Here is an 18,909-nt window from a genome sequence, read left to right as displayed (position 1 = left end):
GCATTAATTATTCAATATAAAGAATACTGTGTTTAGGAATCGTAATACCTTGTTTTAAAACTACAAAGTTAGAAGTAACGGCCCATATTGTAGTGTTTACGCTGAGCAATTTATTAGAACTATCCATAAAATAAATTTTTACTTTAGTTTTTAATAAATTCCCTAATTGTGTGCCGCGTTCTAAATAATAAGCTCTTAATTTTCTCTTTTTAAAGCTTAATAGTGTCTCATTTTGAGAAAATTTAATTTGAGGTATATCTTCTTTCTCTATGTTGAAGGATGATGTAGGATGATTCATATATTTAAGTATTTGTTAGGGTATAGTGTATTTAAATATACAAAACCTTGCATTTTATTGTCATATTTATAGATTTTTAACATTTATTAAAAGTAATATTACTCTTATGATTTATAGTTTTGATGGGTTTATTCCAGTTGTTCACGAGTTAAGTTTTGTACATCCTTTAGCTGCAGTTACAGGAAACGTTATCATTGGTAAAAACTGTTACATTGGTCCCGGAGCAGCTATTCGTGGAGATTGGGGACAAATTATTTTAGAAGATGGTGTAAACGTGCAAGAAAACTGTACAGTGCATATGTTTCCAGGTAAATCCATCACATTAAAAGAAAGTGCTCATGTGGGTCATGGCGCAATAATACATGGAGCCAATTTGGGTCGTAATTGCTTAATAGGTATGAATACTGTTATTATGGATGATGCCGAGATTGGTGACGAATGCATCATTGGCGCCATGTCGTTTGTAAAAGCAGAAACTAAAATTCCGTACCGTAGTTTAGTAGTTGGAAATCCTGCAAAAGTGATTAGAGGTGTTACAGATGAAATGATTGCTTGGAAAACAAAAGGCACACAATTATATCAGCAATTACCAGCAGATTGTCATGAAACTTTAAAGGAGGTTGAGCCACTTCGTGAAGTGCCAGAAAACATGAAAGTTCAAGAAGATGTTTATAAAACACTTCGAGAGACTTTCAAAAAGTAAAAGTGGTCATTTTGAGTGATTCCGATTTTTTATCGGAATTGTATCGAGAAGTATTTAATCTATTTATCACTTACAAAACACGACTCAAATCGATAGCGTTTGTTTCCTTGCTGGTAGACATTGCAATTAAACTCTGAACATTGCCTAAATAGGGTAGTAAGGTTAATTTTGAAATGATAAAGGTTTCATACGCCTCAATATCTTCAACAACTAATTTCAATAAATAATCAAAGTTTCCACTTACCCTGTGACATTCTATAACTTCAGGAAAACTATTGATTTCTTTTACAAATTTTTCGAGATAACTTCGGGTATGCCCTTGTAATGTAATACCGATAAAAACAGTTAGTTTTAGGCCGATTTTTTTGTTATTTAATACAGCAACATAGTTCTCAATATAGCCTTCTTTTTCCAACTTTTTAATGCGTTCAAAAATTGGTGAGGTTGTCATCCCAAGCTCTTCAGCAATACTCTTTGTTGTACGGTTACTGTTTTTTTGAAGAATAGTTAAAAGTTGGATGTCTATTTTATTGAGTGTATGTGCCATGAGAAAAGTTATTTGGTTAACGCCGTAAATTTAAGGTTTTAAAGTTGTATTTTTTGAGATATGTTGTATTTAAAGAATTTTTTGCTTTTTAATGTGATAATAAGAGATTTTAACAATTGTTGATTGCGTTATATATTATCTTTAATTCTTAAATCAATAATTTTTATAGACTAATGACTTTTGAATTAAAAATGCCTAAAATGGGCGAATCAATTACTGAAGGAACCATCATCAATTGGTTAATTTCTGAAGGAGATAGTTTTGATGAAGGAGATATTATTCTTGAAGTAGCTACGGATAAAGTAGATAACGAAGTACCTGCGCCAGCATCTGGAATATTGGTTAAAACCTTGTTTCAAGCAAAAGATGTTGTTCCTGTTGGAGAGGTAATTGCTGTCTTAGAGGTTTCAGAAGAGGTAAAAACTTCTAATAAAACAAAGGTCTCGTCGAGCGCTGTCGAGACGTCTAAAAAGAAACAAAAGACACCAAAAAGACCAAAACCAGTTCAGCAAGCATCAGCTTCAACTTCATTTTCAACATCAAATTCAAATACATTCTTTTCACCATTAGTACTCGAAATTGCAAAAGAACATCATATTAGTTTTGAAGAATTAGCCAGAATACCGGCAACAGGTCATGAAGGCAGATTGCGTAAAAGTGATGTGTTTCAATATATAGAAGAAGGCAGGCCATACAAATTTGCACAACCAGTAGCCGAAAAAGATCCTACGGCTTATCGTATTCCGCAATTGCAGTTCGATAAAGGCAAAGGTAAAGTGATTGAAATGGATCGCATGCGCCAAATGATTGCAGATCATATGGTGTATTCAAAACACACGTCACCGCATGTTACAGCTTATGTTGAGGCAGATTTAACCAATATGGTTAATTGGCGAAATGCTAATAAAGTGGCGTTTCAAGAAAAGTATGGTGAGCGTTTAACCTTTACACCATTGTTTGTAGAAGCGGTAGCAAAAGCAGTAAAAGATTTTCCAAACATTAACGCTTCGGTAGATGGTAATAACATTATAGTAAAAGAAGACATCAATATTGGTATGGCAACCGCATTACCAAGCGGAAACTTAATAGTTCCTGTAGTAAAAAATGCAGACACGAAAGATTTAAAAACCATTGCTAGCAATGTTAATGAACTGGCAGGAAAAGCAAGAGAAAATAAATTGGCAGGAGACGATATAAAAGGCAGTACGTTCACAATATCAAATGTTGGAACTTTTGGTAGCGTCATGGGAACACCAATAATAAATCAACCAGAAGTAGCAATTCTTGCCTTAGGAATTATTAAGAAACGACCAGAAGTTATCGAAACCGAAAACGGAGACGAAATCGCAATACGTAGCATGATGTATCTATCATTATCATTCGATCATCGTGTTGTAGATGGTTTCCTTGGTGGAAGCTTCGTAAGACGTGTAGCCGATTATTTCGAGCAATTTGATATCAATAGAGACATTTAATTCCTGCGACGTAGCAATCTCTTAGTAAAAGAGAGAGTATATTAATATAAATAGTATTGTCATTCCATATTTGATACGGAATCTACAATAAAAAATAAAGTTTAATTAATGAGATACCCACTTTCGTGTGGGCATAAAATTATGAAACATAACATTTCAATAACCACAGTAACCGAATCTAAAGTTAAAGGCATAGACTTTAACAATATTCCTTTAGGTACAACCTTTACAGATCACATGTTTATTTGTGATTATAACAACGGTGTTTGGGAAAATCCAAGAATAGAACCAATGGGAATGATTCCTACGCATCCAGCAGCCATGGCATTGCACTACGGTCAAGCCATTTTCGAAGGTATGAAAGCAACAGTAGATGCAGACGGAAACCCAATGTTATTTAGAGCAGATAAAAATGCAGCACGATTAAATACCAGTGCAGACCGTATGGGAATGCCACATTTCCCAACAGATTTGTTTGTAGAAGGCTTAACAAAATTAGTAGATTTAGAGCGTAACTGGATTCCACCAACCGATGGTAGCGCACTTTATTTGAGACCATTTATGTACGCAGATGAAGCCTTTATAGGTATGCGTGCAGCAACACATTATAAGTTTATAATCATGGCCTCACCGGCAGGACCATTTTTTAGTAAGCGTATTAGGTTGTGGGCCGAAAAACATTATATACGCGCCGTAAATGGTGGAACAGGAGAAGCAAAAGCAGCCGGAAACTACGCCGCAGCCATTCGTCCAACAGAATTAGCAAAAGCAAAAGGATTCGATCAAGTATTGTGGTTAGATGCTATCGAGCACAAATACATTCAAGAAGTTGGAACCATGAATATTTTCTTTAAAATCGACGGAAAATTCATCACACCAAATCGAGACGGTTCTATATTAGACGGTATCACGCGCATGAGTGTAATCGATATTTTAAGAGATAAAGGTTATCAGGTTACAGAGCGTACAATAACTATAGACGAGATTCAAGAAGCGGCAAAAAATAAAACCTTAGAAGAAGCCTTTGGAACAGGAACAGCCGTTGGTATTGCTTACATTCAAGACATTGGAGTAGGCGATGAGGTTATACACGTATCCAACGAAAGTCCAGTAGGTTTAGACGTTAACAACACTTTAAACGCCATTAAAACTGGTAAAGTAGAAGATAAATTTGGTTGGATGCTAAAAGTAGAAAACCAGTTAGCTTAAAATATTTTGGGCGTTACCACAAGGGTCGCGCTTTCCGTTATATCTTTTTTGCTTTTAATGGCAAAAAAGGATGCCACATCAATCGCTAACGCAAACTAACGCTAACAAAAAAATCTTTTATACTAATAAAAAAAGATTGATTTTGAGATTATAACAAAATAGACACCTGCTTTCGCAGGCATGAATATGAAAAAAGAAACACTAAAAAAAGGATTTTCAAAACTCTGCACAGCAAAAGCAATGGCAGAATTATACGAAGCTAATTTTAAGCAAGTCTCTAAATACGTACACGCTACATCAAGAGGTCACGAAGCTATCCAAATAGCTTTAGGTATGCAGTTATTACCACAGGATTATGCGTTTCCATATTATAGAGATGATGCCATGTTATTATCATTTGGTTTAGAACCTTACGATTTAATGTTGCAATTATTAGCAAAAAAAGACGATCCATTTTCTGGCGGAAGAACATACTATTCGCATCCAAGTTTAAAGGATGACGATAAGCCAAAAATACCACATCAATCCTCAGCAACAGGAATGCAAACCATACCAGCAACAGGAGTGGCTATGGGAATGAAGTATAAAGAATTACAAGGATTAGATGATTATAGTTTAGAATCGGATCCTGTCAGTTCGAGCGCAGTCGAGAACGCTCTAAATCCAATAACCGTTTGTTCTTTAGGCGACGCCTCTGTAACCGAAGGTGAAATAGCAGAAGCGTTTCAAATGGCAGCTTTAAAGCAAATGCCAATTTTATATTTAGTACAAGATAACGGTTGGGATATTAGCGCAAATGCAGCAGAGACTAGAGCGCAAAATGCTTTTGAATATGCTCAAGGTTTTAAAGGTTTAGAAGCCATTTCAATAGATGGTGCTAACTTTACAGAAAGTTACCAAGCGCTAGAAAAAGTAATAGAAACCATTCGTACAGAACGCAGACCATTTTTAGTACATGCCAAAGTACCATTGTTAAATCATCATACGTCTGGTGTAAGAATGGAATGGTATCGAGACGATTTAGACGAGGCGCGTTCTCGTGATCCATATCCAGTAATAAAACAACAATTATTAGATGCAGGATTTTCAGAAGAAGACGTTGAAGATATAGAAAATTCCGCGAAAGCGAAAGTACAATCAGATTTTGAAAAAGCCTTAAAATCCGAAGACCCAAAACCTGAAGATTTATTTACAAACGATTTTGTACCAACACCAATTACCGAGGAAAAAGGAACACGCTCACCAGAAGGTGCAGATAAAGTGGTAATGGTAGATTGTGCATTATTCGCCGTAGAAGAATTAATGAAAAAGCATAAAGAATGCTTGCTATACGGTCAAGATGTTGGTGGCAGATTAGGTGGTGTTTTTAGAGAAGCAGCAACATTGGCTCAAAAATTTGGAGACGACCGCGTATTTAATACACCAATACAAGAAGCTTTTATTGTTGGTTCAACCGTTGGTATGAGCGCAGTTGGATTAAAACCAATTGTTGAGGTTCAGTTTGCCGATTATATTTGGCCTGGCTTAAATCAATTATTTACAGAGGTAAGTAGAAGTTGTTATTTATCTAACGGTAAATGGCCGGTTTCTATGATTCTTAGAGTGCCAATTGGTGCTTATGGCAGTGGAGGACCTTATCATTCGTCTTCAGTTGAATCTGTAATTACAAATATTCGTGGTATTAAAATAGCGTATCCAAGTAATGGAGCCGATTTAAAAGGTTTAATGAAAGCGGCTTATTACGATCCTAATCCTGTAGTTATTTTAGAGCACAAAGGTTTGTATTGGTCTAAAGTACCAGGAACACAAGGTGCAACCTCTGTGGAGCCAAGTGAAGATTATGTTTTACCTTTCGGTAAAGCTTGGGTTTTACAAGAAATTTGGAAACAAGAAAATGTAGAAACTCTAACGATTGTTACCTATGGAATGGGCGTGCATTGGGCAATGAACGCATCAGAGCAATTAGGCTTGCAAGACCAAATAGAAGTAATTGATTTACGCACCTTATTTCCTCTAGATGAAGACACAATCATGAAATCGGTTAAAAAAACAGGAAAGTGTCTTGTTGTAACAGAAGAGCCTTCAAACAATAGTTTTGCACGTGCATTATCTGGAAAAATTCAAGAAGAATGCTTTAAACATTTAGATGCACCAGTAATGACAATTGGTAGTGAAAACATGCCGGCAATTCCTTTAAATTCAACTTTAGAACAAACCATGATTCCTTCTACAGAAAAAGTGAAGGCTAAGATAGAAGCACTTTTAAATTATTAGTTTTATAAGAAAAACTAATTAAACATATTTTATTATAAAGCATAAAAAAGCCTATCTAAAAAGATAGGCTTTGCTCTTAAAAAGATTGTAAGATATATACTTATATAACTTTTACATTCACTGCGTTTAATCCTTTTTTTCCTTCTGCTAAATCGAATTCTACATTATCGCCTTCTCTAATCTCATCGACTAAACCAGAAATATGTACAAAATGCTCTTTGTTGTTTCCTTCTTCTGTTATGAATCCAAAACCTTTAGAGTCATTAAAAAATTTTACTGTACCAGTACTCATATTAAAATATATTAAATTAAGTCGCGAAGGTAGTGTAATTAATTGAATTTCAATTATTTTAATGTGTTTATTTTAAAAAGCTCTAACTCGCTCTCTAGTCTGAGTTTATAAAATTTAAACGTTGTATTCTGATAAGGGTCTGGTAAATTTTTCAGGGTTAGCAGCTAAATGGTATCTAGGGTCATCGATAGCATCTACAATAACTTCTTTAAATTTAGGACTAGCTTTGTAAAGCAAAATTTTACAATCTTCGCTTAAGTGCTTTAACTTTATAATTTTGCCTTCCGCTTGGTATTTTTCGACAATAATAAAAATAGCTTCAATAGCCGAATGATCTGAAATACGAGCTTCTACAAAGTCGATCTCTACATTATCTGGGTCATTTTTAATATCAAACTTTTCGTTGAATGCAGTAATACTTCCAAAGAATAAAGGTCCCCATATTTCATATGTTTTAGTGCCATCATCTTGCATACGTTTTCGAGCTCTAATCTTCTTAGCATTTTCCCAAGCAAACGACAGCGCTGAAATGATAACACCAACAAAAACAGCAATCGCTAAATCAAAGAAAACAGTAACCACTGAAACAATAACAAGTACAACGGCATCTGATATTGGAATCTTTTTCATGATTCTAAAACTAGACCACGCAAACGTTTCAATCACCATCATAAACATAACACCGACTAATGCAGCGATAGGTACTTGTTCAATATACTTATCTGCAAATAGAATAAAGGTTAATAGGGTCAGAGCCATCATTACTCCAGATAAACGGCCTCTACCACCAGCGTTTATATTAATTACTGTCTGTCCTATCATTCCGCAGCCACCAGTTCCACCAAATATACCACTAAGCATGTTTCCAGTACCTTGAGCAACACATTCTCGGTTACCATCTCCTCTAGAATCTGTTAATTCGTCTACTAGATTCATAGTCATTAATGTTTCTATCAAGCCTACCGAAGCCGCTAAAAAGGCATATGGTGCTATAAACTTTAAGGTGTCTAAATTAAAAGGGAGATGGCTCCAAAGTTCAGAGAGATTGAGTTTACTCGAGAGTTCATCAAATCCATTTAATCCAGCTCCTCCACCATCTCGAATAAAATCACCTACATTAATAGATTCTAATCCTCCAAATATAGATATGAGCGTTACGATTAATATCGCTGTTAATGCTGCTGGCATTTTTTTTGTTAATTTGGGTAAACCCCAAATAATAAACATTGTAAGCAAGACTAAGCTAATCATAATGTATAGCTTTTTACCCTCTAAAGTAGATTTTACTACACCATTATCTTTTATAGAATAGAAGCCATTATCTTTTATGTTAAACACAACCTGTTTTGTATCAATATCAAAAACTTGATTGTTTGATATGATAAATACTTCTTCTCCGGTGCTAATGTTTTTTACTGAGTTGCCATTTATAGAAAATATTTCAGTATCTGAAATTAAGTCTTTTACAGCACCATCACTAACGTTATATACTAAGTCTTTAGATTGTGTATTCCGCATGTTCTGACCGAAGATGTCTTTGGAGTTTTCTTTGAACATACCGAGTTGTGCCAAGAAAATTACAATAGCTAACCCGTTTACAAAGCCCAACATTACAGGATGAGGGATTAAACGAACGAATTTACCAAGCTTAAAGACGCCTGCCAGTATTTGAATAAATCCCATTAAGACTACAGCAGCTAACAAATAAAAGTAGCCCATGTTTTCTACTGGTTGATCAAATAGCAAACCTTTAGCATGCCCTTCTTGTATCATGTGAACAAAAATCACAGCAACCGCTCCGGCAGCACCAGATATTAATCCTGGTCGCCCACCAAATAGTGCAGAAATAAGTCCAATGATAAATGCTCCAAATAAGGCTACAATTGGACTAATTTGTGCAACGAATGCGAACGCGACTACCTCTGGAATCATTGCTAAGGATACTGTAATCCCAGCAAGAATATCATTTTTAGGGTTTTGAGTAAAGTTTTTCAGAGTATTTTGCCCAAATTTCATAATATATACTTTTAAAAGTCGGCAAAGATAGATGATTTAGATTTAAGGTCTAAAAATTTCGTATTATGAAACAAAAAAAGCACCAATTTAAAATTAGTGCTTTGTAAATCTGTAGTTATACTGTTATTCCTCAGGTGGAAATTGTTCTAGCATTTTAGATACAAATTCTTTAATTCTTGATTCTTTTTTCTCAACACTATTGTAATTAAGATTTCCAGTGCCAGAGCCTTGCCAGATTAATTCTTTTTTGTCAGTGTCTATAAGGTCTATAAATAACATACCTTCTGTTGTTGTGGTTACTTGGTTATTATTCCAACCAGAACGCCAGCCCCAGCCTCCATAACCTCCCCAACCCCAAGCTCCATTGCCCCAAGCATTGTTATAAACATCAACACGTTGGTTTGATTTGGTGAATATACTCACTAGCATATCTGGGTTTTCAGATTTGGTATAACCTTTTGCCATTAATTCTGCTTCAATAGCTCTTAAAATTCTGCGTTTATCAATATCGTTAATTTCGGCTTTATCTATACCAGGTTTAAAAAACGCAAAGGTTTTATAATTGTCAAAATTAGCTTCTCTATCATAATCAGCCGCCACCCTTACAGAGCTACAAGATGCTAATCCTATTAATAATAGAAACATTGGAGTAAATTTGAGTAGTTTTTTCATACTGATTGTTTTTTGTTAAACGTTATCTAATAATCTATCATCAACGAAATTTGGCAAGGTTACTTTTAAGTTAGGTTCAATTTCCATAGCACGTTTTATTGCAAAAACAGCTCCATCGTTTCTAGCCCAACTTCGTCTTGAGATTCCGTTATTGACATCCCAAAATAACATTTGTTTTAATCGTTTAGATGCTTCCTTACTTCCATCAAGAACCATACCAAAACCACCATTTATAACTTCTCCCCAGCCAACGCCTCCTCCGTTATGGATGCTGACCCAAGTAGCTCCTCTAAAGCTATCACCTATGACATTTTGAATCGCCATATCTGCTGTAAAGCGCGATCCATCATAAATATTGCTCGTCTCTCGATATGGAGAATCGGTTCCTGAAACATCGTGGTGATCTCTTCCTAAAATAACAGTTCCTATATCTCCATTACTAATGGCTTTGTTAAATGCTTCTGCTATTTTCATACGACCTTCGGCATCCGCATATAAGATTCTTGCTTGAGAACCGACAACAAGTTTATTATCTTGAGCTCCTTTTATCCATTGAATATTGTCAGCCATTTGTTGCTGAATTTCTTCAGGTGAATTCTGCTTTATGTCCTCTAATACCTTACAGGCAATTTCATCTGTTTTAGCTAAGTCATCTGCTTTTCCTGAAGCACATACCCAGCGAAATGGACCAAAACCATAATCAAAACACATAGGTCCCATAATATCTTGTACATAGCTAGGGTATCTAAAATCAATACCGTTTTCAGCCATAATATCTGCACCAGCACGTGAAGCTTCGAGCAAGAAGGCATTACCATAATCAAAGAAATAAGTACCTTTTGCTGTGTGTTTATTTATAGCATCAGTGTGTCGCTTTAAGGAGTCTTGTACATTCGTTTTAAAACGTTCAGGATTATTAGCCATCATATTGTTAGCCTCTTCAAAGGAAATACCAACTGGATAGTAACCACCAGCCCAAGGATTGTGTAACGAGGTTTGATCACTACCTAAGTCGATATGAATATTAGCCTCATCAAACTTTTCCCATACATCTACAACGTTTCCTAAATAGGCAATGGATATGGTTTCTTTATTAGCTTTAGCTTGATTTACCCGATTAACAAGTTGGTCTAAATCTGTTATTTTTTCATCGATCCAACCTTGATCCAATCGGACTTGGGTAATTTTTGGATTCACTTCCGCACAAACAGTAATACAACCTGCGATATTTCCTGCTTTTGGTTGCGCTCCCGACATACCACCTAATCCTGAAGTAACAAATAGATGACCTTTGGGGTCTTTCTTTATTTTTCTAAAACCGTTTAGTACTGTGATTGTGGTGCCATGAACTATACCTTGCGGTCCAATGTACATGTAACTTCCTGCAGTCATTTGTCCGTATTGCGTAACTCCTAAAGCATTAAATTTCTCCCAGTCATCTGGTTGAGAGTAGTTAGGAATCATCATACCGTTAGTTACCACTACTCTTGGTGCTTCTTTGTGAGAAGGAAACAAGCCCATTGGGTGACCAGAGTACATTACTAAGGTTTGTTCATCATTCATTTCAGCCAAATACTTCATAGTAAGTCTGTATTGTGCCCAATTTGAAAATACAGCACCATTACCACCATAGGTAATTAACTCATGTGGATGTTGTGCAACTGCATAATCAAGATTATTCTGAATCATTAACATAATCGCTGCTGCTTGCTTTGATTTTGCAGGATATTCTGAAATTGGTCTAGCATACATTCTATAGTCTGGTCGTAGTCGGTACATATAAATACGACCATACGTATCCAGTTCGTGCTTAAATTCTTGAGCTAAGGTCTTATGATCTTTTTTATCAAAATATCTTAAAGCATTTCTAAGTGCTAATTTTTCTTCTTCAGTAGAGAGAATTGATTTCCGCTTAGGTGCATGATTTATTGAAGCATCATAAGACTTAGGTTCTGGTAATATATCTGGAATGCCTTCTAATATTTGGTCTTTAAAAGAGGGATGTGTAGTCTGCATTACTTCTGTTTTAATGTATTTTTATTAAATCCATATGGACAATGTCTGCAACCGCTCTCACAACAATAGCCACGTTTTAGATGGTATTGTTCTGTAAAACAACGATAGCCTTCTGGTGTTAGGTAGTAGTCACCGTCTTCAATTGGGACGTATTTTTTCATATGAAACAAAGATAATGTAATTTGGTTTGATTTTTGAAACGAATACGGTATGATATTGATTTCAAAATACATAGTACCAAGAGGATATTTAGGAATAACGATATTTCCGTTTATGTTCTTAAGGTCAAGGGATTTAATAGGTAATAGGAGACTTGTTAATCATGAAAAAATTCATTTGCAACAACAAATAGAATTATTAGTTCTTCCTTTTTATTTGCTGTATGTCTTAGAATTTATGATTCGATTAATGCAATATAAAAAGTGGTCAATAGCATATAGGCATATATCTTTTGAACGGGAAGCTTATGATAACGAAAGTGATAAGGGCTATTTAAAATCGAGGCCTTACTGGAATTTTCTATCGTATTTTTAATAGAAAGTTTTATCTATTGTTAAGGTTACTTATTTTTACCGTAAAAAGAGTTTGTTTCAAGATCCAATATACAATCAGAAAGTTAATATTCCCAATTCTTCTATAGAACTTGTAATTAAGCGTGAAGATTTAATACATCCTTTTGTTTCGGGTAACAAGTTTAGAAAATTAAAGTATAATATTAAGCAAGCTAAAACTACGCGTTTACGACCTATATTAACTTTTGGTGGAGCGTTTTCAAATCATATTGCGGCAGTTGCATTTGCAGGAAAGGAACATGGAGTGCCTACTATAGGTATTATTAGAGGTGAAGAATTACGTTTAAAAAAGCATCTTAATCCTACATTACAATTTGCAAAATTAAATGGGATGCAACTTAAATTTGTATCTAGAGATGATTATAAAAAGAAAACACATTCTGAGTTTTTAAGTCTTTTAAAAGATGAGTTTGGGGCGTTTTACATGTTGCCCGAAGGAGGAACTAATAATTTAGCGGTTAAAGGTTGTGAAGAAATTTTGCAACCTATAGATTATTCGTATGATTACGTTTGTTGTGCTGTTGGAACCGGAGGAACAATTGCAGGATTAATCAATGCGTCAAAGGAGCATCAGAAAATATTAGGTTTTCCAGCTTTGAAAGGTGATTTTTTACAAGAAGATATTCGTAAATTTGCAAATCGAGATAATTGGAAATTAATAACGGATTATCATTTTGGTGGTTACGGTAAAATAAAGCCAGAATTGATTTCGTTTATTAATACGTTTAAAAAAAATCACAATATTCCATTAGACCCAATTTATACAGGTAAAATGCTATTTGGTATATTCGATAGGATTGCTAATGGCTATTTTCCTGAAAATTCAAAAATACTAGCTATTCATACTGGAGGTTTACAAGGGATTGCAGGTATGAATGAGATGTTGAAACGAAAAAAAAGCCCCTTAATTGAAGTATAACTTATGAAGTTTAGATATTTAATTTTATTAATTGCAGTATTAGCGATGAGTTGTGGTCCCAAAAAAGGGATTGTAACCAAGAAGAAACGCAACAGTTCTAATAAAACAGTTGTAGTAAAAGAGACGAAGGAAGCTGAAAAAAAGCCCGAGATTAGTACGCCTGTTATAACAGAAAGTAAACCACCGAGTAGTGTTGAGGTTTACATTAGCTTGTATGCCGAAATTGCAAAAGATAAAATGAAAACCCATAAAATTCCGGCAAGTATTACACTGGCCCAAGGTATTTTAGAATCTGGATCTGGGAAAGGACGTTTAGCCGTTAAGGCCAATAATCATTTTGGGATTAAATGTCATGGTTGGACTGGAGCCAAGATTTACCACGATGATGATCGTTCTCAAGAATGTTTTAGGAAATATCCTAGAGCAGAAATGTCTTATGAAGATCATTCAGAATTTTTGACAGGAAGAAAACGTTACGCAGGTTTATTTGATCTTAAACCAGATGATTATAAAAGTTGGGCAAAAGGATTAAGAGCTGCAGGTTATGCTACTGATAGAAAATATCCTGAAAAGTTAATCAGTTTAATAGAGCGGTATAAACTTTATCAATACGATGATGAGGTGCTTAATGGGGCTCAATCTAAATCAACTAGGAAATCCACAACTATAATAGAAGGCGTAAAGAAAAATATTTCTAAAAAACACCTTGTTGTTAAGGGTGACACATTATACTCACTTTCTAGGTTATACAAAACAACAGTTGCTGAGATTAAAGCAACGAACAATTTAAAATCAAACGACCTTACGATTGGTCAAGAACTTATTATTCCTAATTAATTTATGTTATATCAAAGAAGTAGTGCGTTGTTTAAAGAAGCGCAAGAGGTTATACCTGGTGGTGTAAATTCGCCTGTAAGAGCTTTTAATGCAGTAGGTGGTACACCAATTTTTGCAAAATCGGCAAAAGGGGCTTACGTCTATGATGAAGATGGTAATCGTTATATAGATTATATTAATTCTTGGGGACCGATGTTGCTTGGTCATGCATTTCAGCCAGTTGTAGAAGCTGTTATTGAAAAAGCAAAACAAGGAACTTCTTTTGGTATGCCAACAGCGATTGAAACAGAAATTGCAGAGTTAGCGGTTTCTATGGTTCCAAATATTGATAAGATAAGATTTGTAAATTCTGGTACAGAAGCTTGTATGAGTGCCATTAGATTGGCCAGAGGGTTTACTAAAAAGGATAAGATTATAAAATTTGCGGGTTGCTACCATGGTCATAGCGATTCGTTTTTAATAGCTGCCGGAAGTGGTGCTGTTACATTCGGAACGCCTAATAGTCCAGGTGTTACTCAAGGAACAGCAAAAGACACGCTATTAGCACGTTTTAATGACCTAGAAAATGTGAGAACATTACTTGCATCTAATAAAGATGAAATAGCAGCAATTATCATAGAACCTGTTGCAGGTAACATGGGGTGTATTCCGCCGGTTAAAGGCTTTTTAGAAGGTCTAAGAACATTGTGCGATGAGCACAATATCTTATTAATATTTGATGAGGTTATGACAGGTTTTAGATTGGCAAATGGTGGTGTTCAGCAACTAAAAGGCATACACGCAGATATTGTTTGTTTTGGTAAAGTTGTTGGTGGCGGTTTGCCTGTAGGTGCATTTGCAGCAAGAAATGAAATTATGGATTACCTGGCTCCAATAGGACCTGTATATCAAGCCGGAACTTTGAGTGGAAATCCACTTGCTATGGCAGCAGGATTGGCTATGCTTAAAACCATTAAAACAGATGCTGGTTTAATGCAAAGATTAGAGGAAAAAACTGCATATCTTCATCGCGGTATTTCAGAGGCGCTTAATAAGCACAACGTGATCCATACAATCAATAGAATAGGCTCTATGATATCTGTTCATTTTTCAGAAAATCAGGTGGTCGATTTTGATACGGCTGCTCAAGGAAATAATGATACTTTTAAGCGGTTTTTTCATGGTATGCTAAATAAAGGAATTTATATAGCACCAAGTGCGTTCGAAACCTGGTTTATTACAGATGCCTTAACCTATGAAGATTTAAACGAAACGATAGCGGCTGTTGAAGCCATTGCAAAAGATCTCTAAATAAAAAAAGTCTCGCATTTAGCGAGACTTTTTTTATATATAATACTTTATTTAGCTTCTAAGAAATTGTTTGTAACGCTCGTATTGATCGTCGCTTAAAATGTTTTGCATTTTAGTTTCTAATTGCTTTGCTATAGCTTCTATTTTTTTAGTCGCGTTTTTATCAGCTACATTTTGTTTTTCAATTAAATAATTGTCGCGGATAAATTCTTGTTGTGCCTCATAGATTTGATCTCTTTGTTGGTTATCAAATTTAACGAACTTTCTTAAGGCCTCAGTTTTTTCAGCAGCTTCAGCATTTACCGTTTTTATCATCTCTAATTTACTGTTTTGAGCTACAGTTGTTTGAGTTCCTAAAAATAAAGCAAATACAAATAAGCAAAGTGTAATTATCTTTTTCATTATGGATTAATAATTTAAAATTGGACACTAATGTAACAATTTTATTCAATAAAAAGAAAAAGTATCGTCTAAGCGATACTTTTTCTTTTAAAATCCAATTCAATTTTTATTCTTGGTCGTCTTGCTTATTTCGTTTTTTATTGCGCTGACCTCTTTTTTTGTGATCTCTAGGCTTCATTTTTTCAAATTCTGCATATTGCTCTGCGCTTAAGATTGTTTTCATTTTTCGCTTCATTTCAATCTGCTGATCTAATCTTAGATTTTGCATTTTTATAAAGTCTTCCTTTGAAGGTTTTTCTTTGTTCTCATCTTTATTCGCTAAGCGTTCCAATCTAAATTTTTCGTTGGCTTTGGCTTCTTCTAAGATGAGTGCGTGTACTTTTTTTTGCTGCGCTTCAGTTAAGTCTAATTTTAAAGTGAGTTTTTTAGATTTTAAATCGGCAATATCGTTAGGTGATATATCCATTCTCATTTCTGATCTGTCTTTACGATCTGATCGTTTTTCTCTTTGCTGTGCCATGCCATTTAATGTAAATAAAGCAATAGCGATTACTAATAATTTTTTCATGTCTTTCAAATTTTGTGTTATACTGTTTAGACCTAACACTGTAAGATTGGTTTAATGCCGTTTTTAGTTTTAACAGCTATTTTAACATTTTGAGATCTCTTATATGAATTAATTCCTTATGGCATATACTGACTTTGTCTTGTTATTTAAGTGATGTATATGGGCAATTATAAGACGCATTGTTTATAGTATTTTGGTTGTTGAAAGTGAGGTTTAATTGAGTTAACGTATAGAATAGAAAAAGGCTTCAATGTTAATTGAAGCCTTTTATTATCTAAATAATAAGTTATATTATTTAGGATCTAAAATTAGATTAATACGTTCAATCGCATCTGCAATATGAATTCTACTTATTGCATCTCCACCACGTGCCGATCTTAATTGACTGCGTAATGTTTTTAATTCTGCTCTTACAACAGCTCTAATATCGGATTGACTAGTGTTAACCGGAGTAACTTTAACGTATGGACTAGACCTTCTACCTGAAGTTTGGTTTTTAGCCGTCATTAAGTACTCTAAACGATCAATATGTGCACGTTGTAAATTACGTCTGTAGGTGTCAATTTTCTTACCTGTACGTAATTCACTCCACACCCCTTTACGTAAATCGCTCATCATGTCTGTTAAAGCGTATGCACTGCTATCGTAGGTATTAGCTTCAATAAGACGTTGCATTTTTCCTAAACTCATAATGTTGTTTAATGTTCTAGATTGAAGTGCTCTAACACGTTCAACAGAACCTGTAAACTCAATACGGTCGAAAATCGCTTTATCGAGTAACCATTCTGGAGTTTCAAATAAGTTTTCTTGAATAAAAGCCATAGCTTTTTTCTGATGATCTTTAGGTACAGCAGTGTAAACAGCACCTTCTTGATCTGCTGCTTTATAATGTTCGTAAACTCCACCAATATTATTAGAAACATGTCCCATATAACGGTTAAACTGAGAAATAACATGACCGTACATTTCCTCTAAATCATCATAATCTTCACCTGCTTCAGTTGTCCATTCAATTAAATTTGGAACAATACGCTTCAAGTTTTTAATCCCATAGGCACTAGCTAACATCGCGTCGTCACCTAAATCTTCAGTTTGTGAGCTTGGATCAACTACATCACCAGCTTGTTGATGACCAAAACGATACATTGGGTCGCCTGCGTGTTTCATTATCCACTCATTAAGAATCGGTTTTTCTTCTTCAGCAGTTTTATCTAATATAGGTCTGTAACCCCAAGAAATTGCATATTTGTCGTAAGCTCCGATATCTGGCATTAATGCCACACCTTCATCACCAGGTTGAGCAATATAATTAAAGCGCGCATAATCCATAATAGATGGTGCAGTTCCGTTTTTCTTTGTGAATTCTGCATCACGCAATTTTTCAACAGGATAAGCAACACTAGATCCCATATTGTGAGGTAAACCTAGGGTGTGTCCTACTTCATGAGAAGATACAAAACGAATTAAACGTCCCATAACTTCATCTTTAAACTGTGGACTTTGAGCATCTGGGTTGATAGCAGCTGTTTGTACAAAGAACCAGCCTCTTAATAATGACATAACGTTGTGATACCAATTGATATCACTTTCTAAAATTTCACCAGTTCTAGGGTCGCTGACGTGTGGTCCATTTGCATTAGGAATTGGCGACGCTAAATAACGCACAACAGAGTAACGCGCATCTTCAGGACTCCAATCAGGATCTTCTTCAACTGTAGGTGGATCTTTTGCTATAATGGCATCTTTAAAACCTGCTGCTTCAAAAGCTACTTGCCAATCTTCTATACCTTGTTTAATGTATTTTTTCCATTGTTCAGGTGTTGCTCTATCTACATAATAAACAATTTGCTTCTTAGGCACAACTAATTCACCACGCTTAAATTTCTCAATGTCTTCGTCTTTAACTTCTAACCTCCAACGGTCTAAAAATTGAACAGACTTACTTTTCTGATCTTTTAGTCCGTAATCCGTTTGGCTACTTGTAAACCATCCTACGCGTTCGTCGAAATAACGACGTTTCATTGGTACTTCTGGTAGCAAGATCATTGAATTGTTAATTTCTATAGAAATAGCACCTGTATTAGCATTAGAGGGTGGAGCTCCTGAAGCGTAGGTTTTAACGGTTCTAGATTCAATATTGGTTGGGTAAGATTTAATAGATTCAATATATGATAGCTGAGCGTCTAAACGAGAGATTTTATACTGTCTTCTTGCGCGTTGCGGAAAACCTAAGGGTTTTACGTCTTTTGAAAACAAATCGGTAACATCGATAACCGTATTCATAGAGTCTTTACTAAAAGCTTTTATAGGAAATGTAGCTATAACAGGCTCAAAGTTTGAATTTACTACCGCTTCATGTACTGGTAAAGAATCTGCCGCAACCACTTGGTGAGAGACCATACGTAGTAATACTTTTTTGTCTTTCTTTTCCCATCGCAATACTTGTTCGCTTAATTTTCCGCCACCAAAACCTAGTCCAGATGCTGTTTTAGCAATACGTGTTACCATAAGCATCTCTTTATTAAAAAGAGAATCTGGTATTTCATAAAAGAATTTCTCATCTACAGTATGTACCGTAAATAAGCCTTTATCGCTTTTTGCGTCTTTTGTTATGACTTTATCGTAAGGTTTTGGGTCATTTTTACCAGGCTTTTTAGCTGGTGGTTTTGCCATCGCTGTGGCATCTTTTCCTGATTTTCCTGCTTTTTTTGCCGTAGAACAAGAAAATGCCAGAAAGGCGGAAACTACAAGAAGTAGTTTTAGAGATACGTGTTTCAAAGTTGTCGGTTTTTAAAAATTTTGTTGAAAATACATATTCT

Annotated in this window: 17 protein-coding genes; 7 read left to right on the top strand and 10 right to left on the bottom strand. The window is 35.0% G+C overall.

Annotation, left to right across the window (positions count from 1 at the left end):
* Positions 1–7: 7 nt before the first annotated feature.
* Positions 8–298 (bottom strand): hypothetical protein, encoded by a 291-nt coding sequence (locus C8N41_RS00165; protein WP_115837635.1) that lies wholly within the window; start codon positions 296–298, stop codon positions 8–10.
* Between the two features lie 106 nt (positions 299–404).
* On the opposite strand from C8N41_RS00165, the gene C8N41_RS00160 reads away from it, so the two are divergent.
* Positions 405–1,001: an acyltransferase gene (locus tag C8N41_RS00160; protein WP_115837633.1), complete on the top strand. Its 597-nt coding sequence runs from the start codon at positions 405–407 to the stop codon at positions 999–1,001.
* 70 nt (positions 1,002–1,071) lie between these two features.
* Here C8N41_RS00160 and C8N41_RS00155 read toward each other — a convergent pair whose 3' ends face one another.
* Complete coding sequence (locus C8N41_RS00155) at positions 1,072–1,548, bottom strand: Lrp/AsnC family transcriptional regulator (RefSeq protein WP_115837631.1); 477 nt, start codon at positions 1,546–1,548, stop codon at positions 1,072–1,074.
* Between the two features lie 200 nt (positions 1,549–1,748).
* Between C8N41_RS00155 and C8N41_RS00150 the strand changes: the two genes are divergently transcribed.
* The 3 genes from C8N41_RS00150 (at position 1,749) to C8N41_RS00140 (ending at position 6,506) form a co-directional block, all read left to right on the top strand.
* Complete coding sequence (locus C8N41_RS00150; RefSeq protein ID WP_249033204.1) at positions 1,749–3,023, top strand: dihydrolipoamide acetyltransferase family protein; 1,275 nt, start codon at positions 1,749–1,751, stop codon at positions 3,021–3,023.
* Positions 3,024–3,164: 141 nt separating this feature from the next.
* The gene (locus tag C8N41_RS00145) at positions 3,165–4,232 is read left to right on the top strand and encodes a branched-chain amino acid aminotransferase (protein ID WP_115837627.1); all 1,068 of its coding nucleotides are present in this window, start codon (positions 3,165–3,167) and stop codon (positions 4,230–4,232) included.
* Between the two features lie 180 nt (positions 4,233–4,412).
* Positions 4,413–6,506 (top strand): alpha-ketoacid dehydrogenase subunit alpha/beta, encoded by a 2,094-nt coding sequence (locus C8N41_RS00140; protein WP_115837625.1) that lies wholly within the window; start codon positions 4,413–4,415, stop codon positions 6,504–6,506.
* A 100-nt stretch (positions 6,507–6,606) separates the two neighbouring features.
* Here the strand turns inward: C8N41_RS00140 and C8N41_RS00135 are convergent, their stop codons facing one another.
* The 5 genes from C8N41_RS00135 to C8N41_RS16840 all read right to left on the bottom strand — a co-directional run bounded on the left by C8N41_RS00135 (position 6,607) and on the right by C8N41_RS16840 (position 11,663).
* A complete protein-coding gene (locus C8N41_RS00135) occupies positions 6,607–6,798 on the bottom strand; it encodes a cold-shock protein (protein WP_020895249.1) in 192 nt (63 codons plus the stop codon).
* Positions 6,799–6,912: 114 nt separating this feature from the next.
* Positions 6,913–8,814, bottom strand: a complete 1,902-nt coding sequence (locus C8N41_RS00130; RefSeq protein WP_115837624.1) for a SulP family inorganic anion transporter — start codon at positions 8,812–8,814, stop codon at positions 6,913–6,915.
* Between the two features lie 123 nt (positions 8,815–8,937).
* Positions 8,938–9,486 carry a DUF4136 domain-containing protein gene (locus C8N41_RS00125; protein WP_115837622.1) on the bottom strand — a complete coding sequence of 183 codons (549 nt, stop codon included), beginning with the start codon at positions 9,484–9,486 and terminating at the stop codon, positions 8,938–8,940.
* Positions 9,487–9,501: 15 nt separating this feature from the next.
* Positions 9,502–11,502, bottom strand: coding sequence for a urocanate hydratase (locus C8N41_RS00120; protein ID WP_115837620.1), 2,001 nt, complete (start codon positions 11,500–11,502; stop codon positions 9,502–9,504).
* A complete protein-coding gene (locus C8N41_RS16840) occupies positions 11,502–11,663 on the bottom strand; it encodes a DUF5522 domain-containing protein (RefSeq protein ID WP_170137065.1) in 162 nt (53 codons plus the stop codon). The genes C8N41_RS00120 and C8N41_RS16840 overlap by 1 nt, the downstream gene beginning before the upstream one ends.
* 424 nt (positions 11,664–12,087) lie before the next feature.
* Between C8N41_RS16840 and C8N41_RS00110 the strand changes: the two genes are divergently transcribed.
* From C8N41_RS00110 to hemL, 3 genes are read left to right on the top strand one after another with little or no spacing between them, the layout of a single operon-like run.
* The gene (locus C8N41_RS00110; RefSeq protein WP_115837618.1) at positions 12,088–12,993 is read left to right on the top strand and encodes a 1-aminocyclopropane-1-carboxylate deaminase/D-cysteine desulfhydrase; all 906 of its coding nucleotides are present in this window, start codon (positions 12,088–12,090) and stop codon (positions 12,991–12,993) included.
* 3 nt (positions 12,994–12,996) lie between these two features.
* Positions 12,997–13,830, top strand: a complete 834-nt coding sequence (locus tag C8N41_RS00105) for a glucosaminidase domain-containing protein (RefSeq protein WP_115837616.1) — start codon at positions 12,997–12,999, stop codon at positions 13,828–13,830.
* 3 nt (positions 13,831–13,833) lie between these two features.
* The gene (gene hemL, locus C8N41_RS00100) at positions 13,834–15,120 is read left to right on the top strand and encodes a glutamate-1-semialdehyde 2,1-aminomutase (protein ID WP_115837614.1); all 1,287 of its coding nucleotides are present in this window, start codon (positions 13,834–13,836) and stop codon (positions 15,118–15,120) included.
* Positions 15,121–15,171: 51 nt separating this feature from the next.
* On the opposite strand, the gene C8N41_RS00095 is transcribed toward hemL, so the two are convergent.
* The 3 genes from C8N41_RS00095 to C8N41_RS00085 form a co-directional block, all read right to left on the bottom strand.
* Positions 15,172–15,522, bottom strand: a complete 351-nt coding sequence (locus C8N41_RS00095; RefSeq protein WP_092446695.1) for a hypothetical protein — start codon at positions 15,520–15,522, stop codon at positions 15,172–15,174.
* 106 nt (positions 15,523–15,628) lie between these two features.
* Positions 15,629–16,090 carry a hypothetical protein gene (locus C8N41_RS00090; protein ID WP_115837612.1) on the bottom strand — a complete coding sequence of 154 codons (462 nt, stop codon included), beginning with the start codon at positions 16,088–16,090 and terminating at the stop codon, positions 15,629–15,631.
* A gap of 291 nt (positions 16,091–16,381) precedes the next feature.
* Positions 16,382–18,868, bottom strand: coding sequence for a zinc-dependent metalloprotease (locus C8N41_RS00085; RefSeq protein WP_249033203.1), 2,487 nt, complete (start codon positions 18,866–18,868; stop codon positions 16,382–16,384).
* Positions 18,869–18,909 lie beyond the last annotated feature (41 nt).

The sequence above is a fragment of the Winogradskyella sediminis genome, assembly GCF_003387355.1.
In the GTDB taxonomy this organism is placed as follows: Bacteria; Bacteroidota; Bacteroidia; order Flavobacteriales; family Flavobacteriaceae; genus Winogradskyella; species Winogradskyella sediminis.
Note: the sequence above shows the minus strand (reverse complement) of the source record. Positions and strands in the feature narration are given on the sequence as shown.

Coding starts and splice junctions, on each gene's coding strand:
- C8N41_RS00165 (WP_115837635.1), bottom strand. CDS start 298: ATGAATCATCCTACATCATCCTTCAACATAGAGAAAGAAGATATACCT.
- C8N41_RS00160 (WP_115837633.1), top strand. CDS start 405: ATGATTTATAGTTTTGATGGGTTTATTCCAGTTGTTCACGAGTTAAGT.
- C8N41_RS00155 (WP_115837631.1), bottom strand. CDS start 1,548: ATGGCACATACACTCAATAAAATAGACATCCAACTTTTAACTATTCTT.
- C8N41_RS00150 (WP_249033204.1), top strand. CDS start 1,749: ATGGGCGAATCAATTACTGAAGGAACCATCATCAATTGGTTAATTTCT.
- C8N41_RS00145 (WP_115837627.1), top strand. CDS start 3,165: ATGAAACATAACATTTCAATAACCACAGTAACCGAATCTAAAGTTAAA.
- C8N41_RS00140 (WP_115837625.1), top strand. CDS start 4,413: ATGAATATGAAAAAAGAAACACTAAAAAAAGGATTTTCAAAACTCTGC.
- C8N41_RS00135 (WP_020895249.1), bottom strand. CDS start 6,798: ATGAGTACTGGTACAGTAAAATTTTTTAATGACTCTAAAGGTTTTGGA.
- C8N41_RS00130 (WP_115837624.1), bottom strand. CDS start 8,814: ATGAAATTTGGGCAAAATACTCTGAAAAACTTTACTCAAAACCCTAAA.
- C8N41_RS00125 (WP_115837622.1), bottom strand. CDS start 9,486: ATGAAAAAACTACTCAAATTTACTCCAATGTTTCTATTATTAATAGGA.
- C8N41_RS00120 (WP_115837620.1), bottom strand. CDS start 11,502: ATGCAGACTACACATCCCTCTTTTAAAGACCAAATATTAGAAGGCATT.
- C8N41_RS16840 (WP_170137065.1), bottom strand. CDS start 11,663: ATGAAAAAATACGTCCCAATTGAAGACGGTGACTACTACCTAACACCA.
- C8N41_RS00105 (WP_115837616.1), top strand. CDS start 12,997: ATGAAGTTTAGATATTTAATTTTATTAATTGCAGTATTAGCGATGAGT.
- hemL (WP_115837614.1), top strand. CDS start 13,834: ATGTTATATCAAAGAAGTAGTGCGTTGTTTAAAGAAGCGCAAGAGGTT.
- C8N41_RS00095 (WP_092446695.1), bottom strand. CDS start 15,522: ATGAAAAAGATAATTACACTTTGCTTATTTGTATTTGCTTTATTTTTA.
- C8N41_RS00090 (WP_115837612.1), bottom strand. CDS start 16,090: ATGAAAAAATTATTAGTAATCGCTATTGCTTTATTTACATTAAATGGC.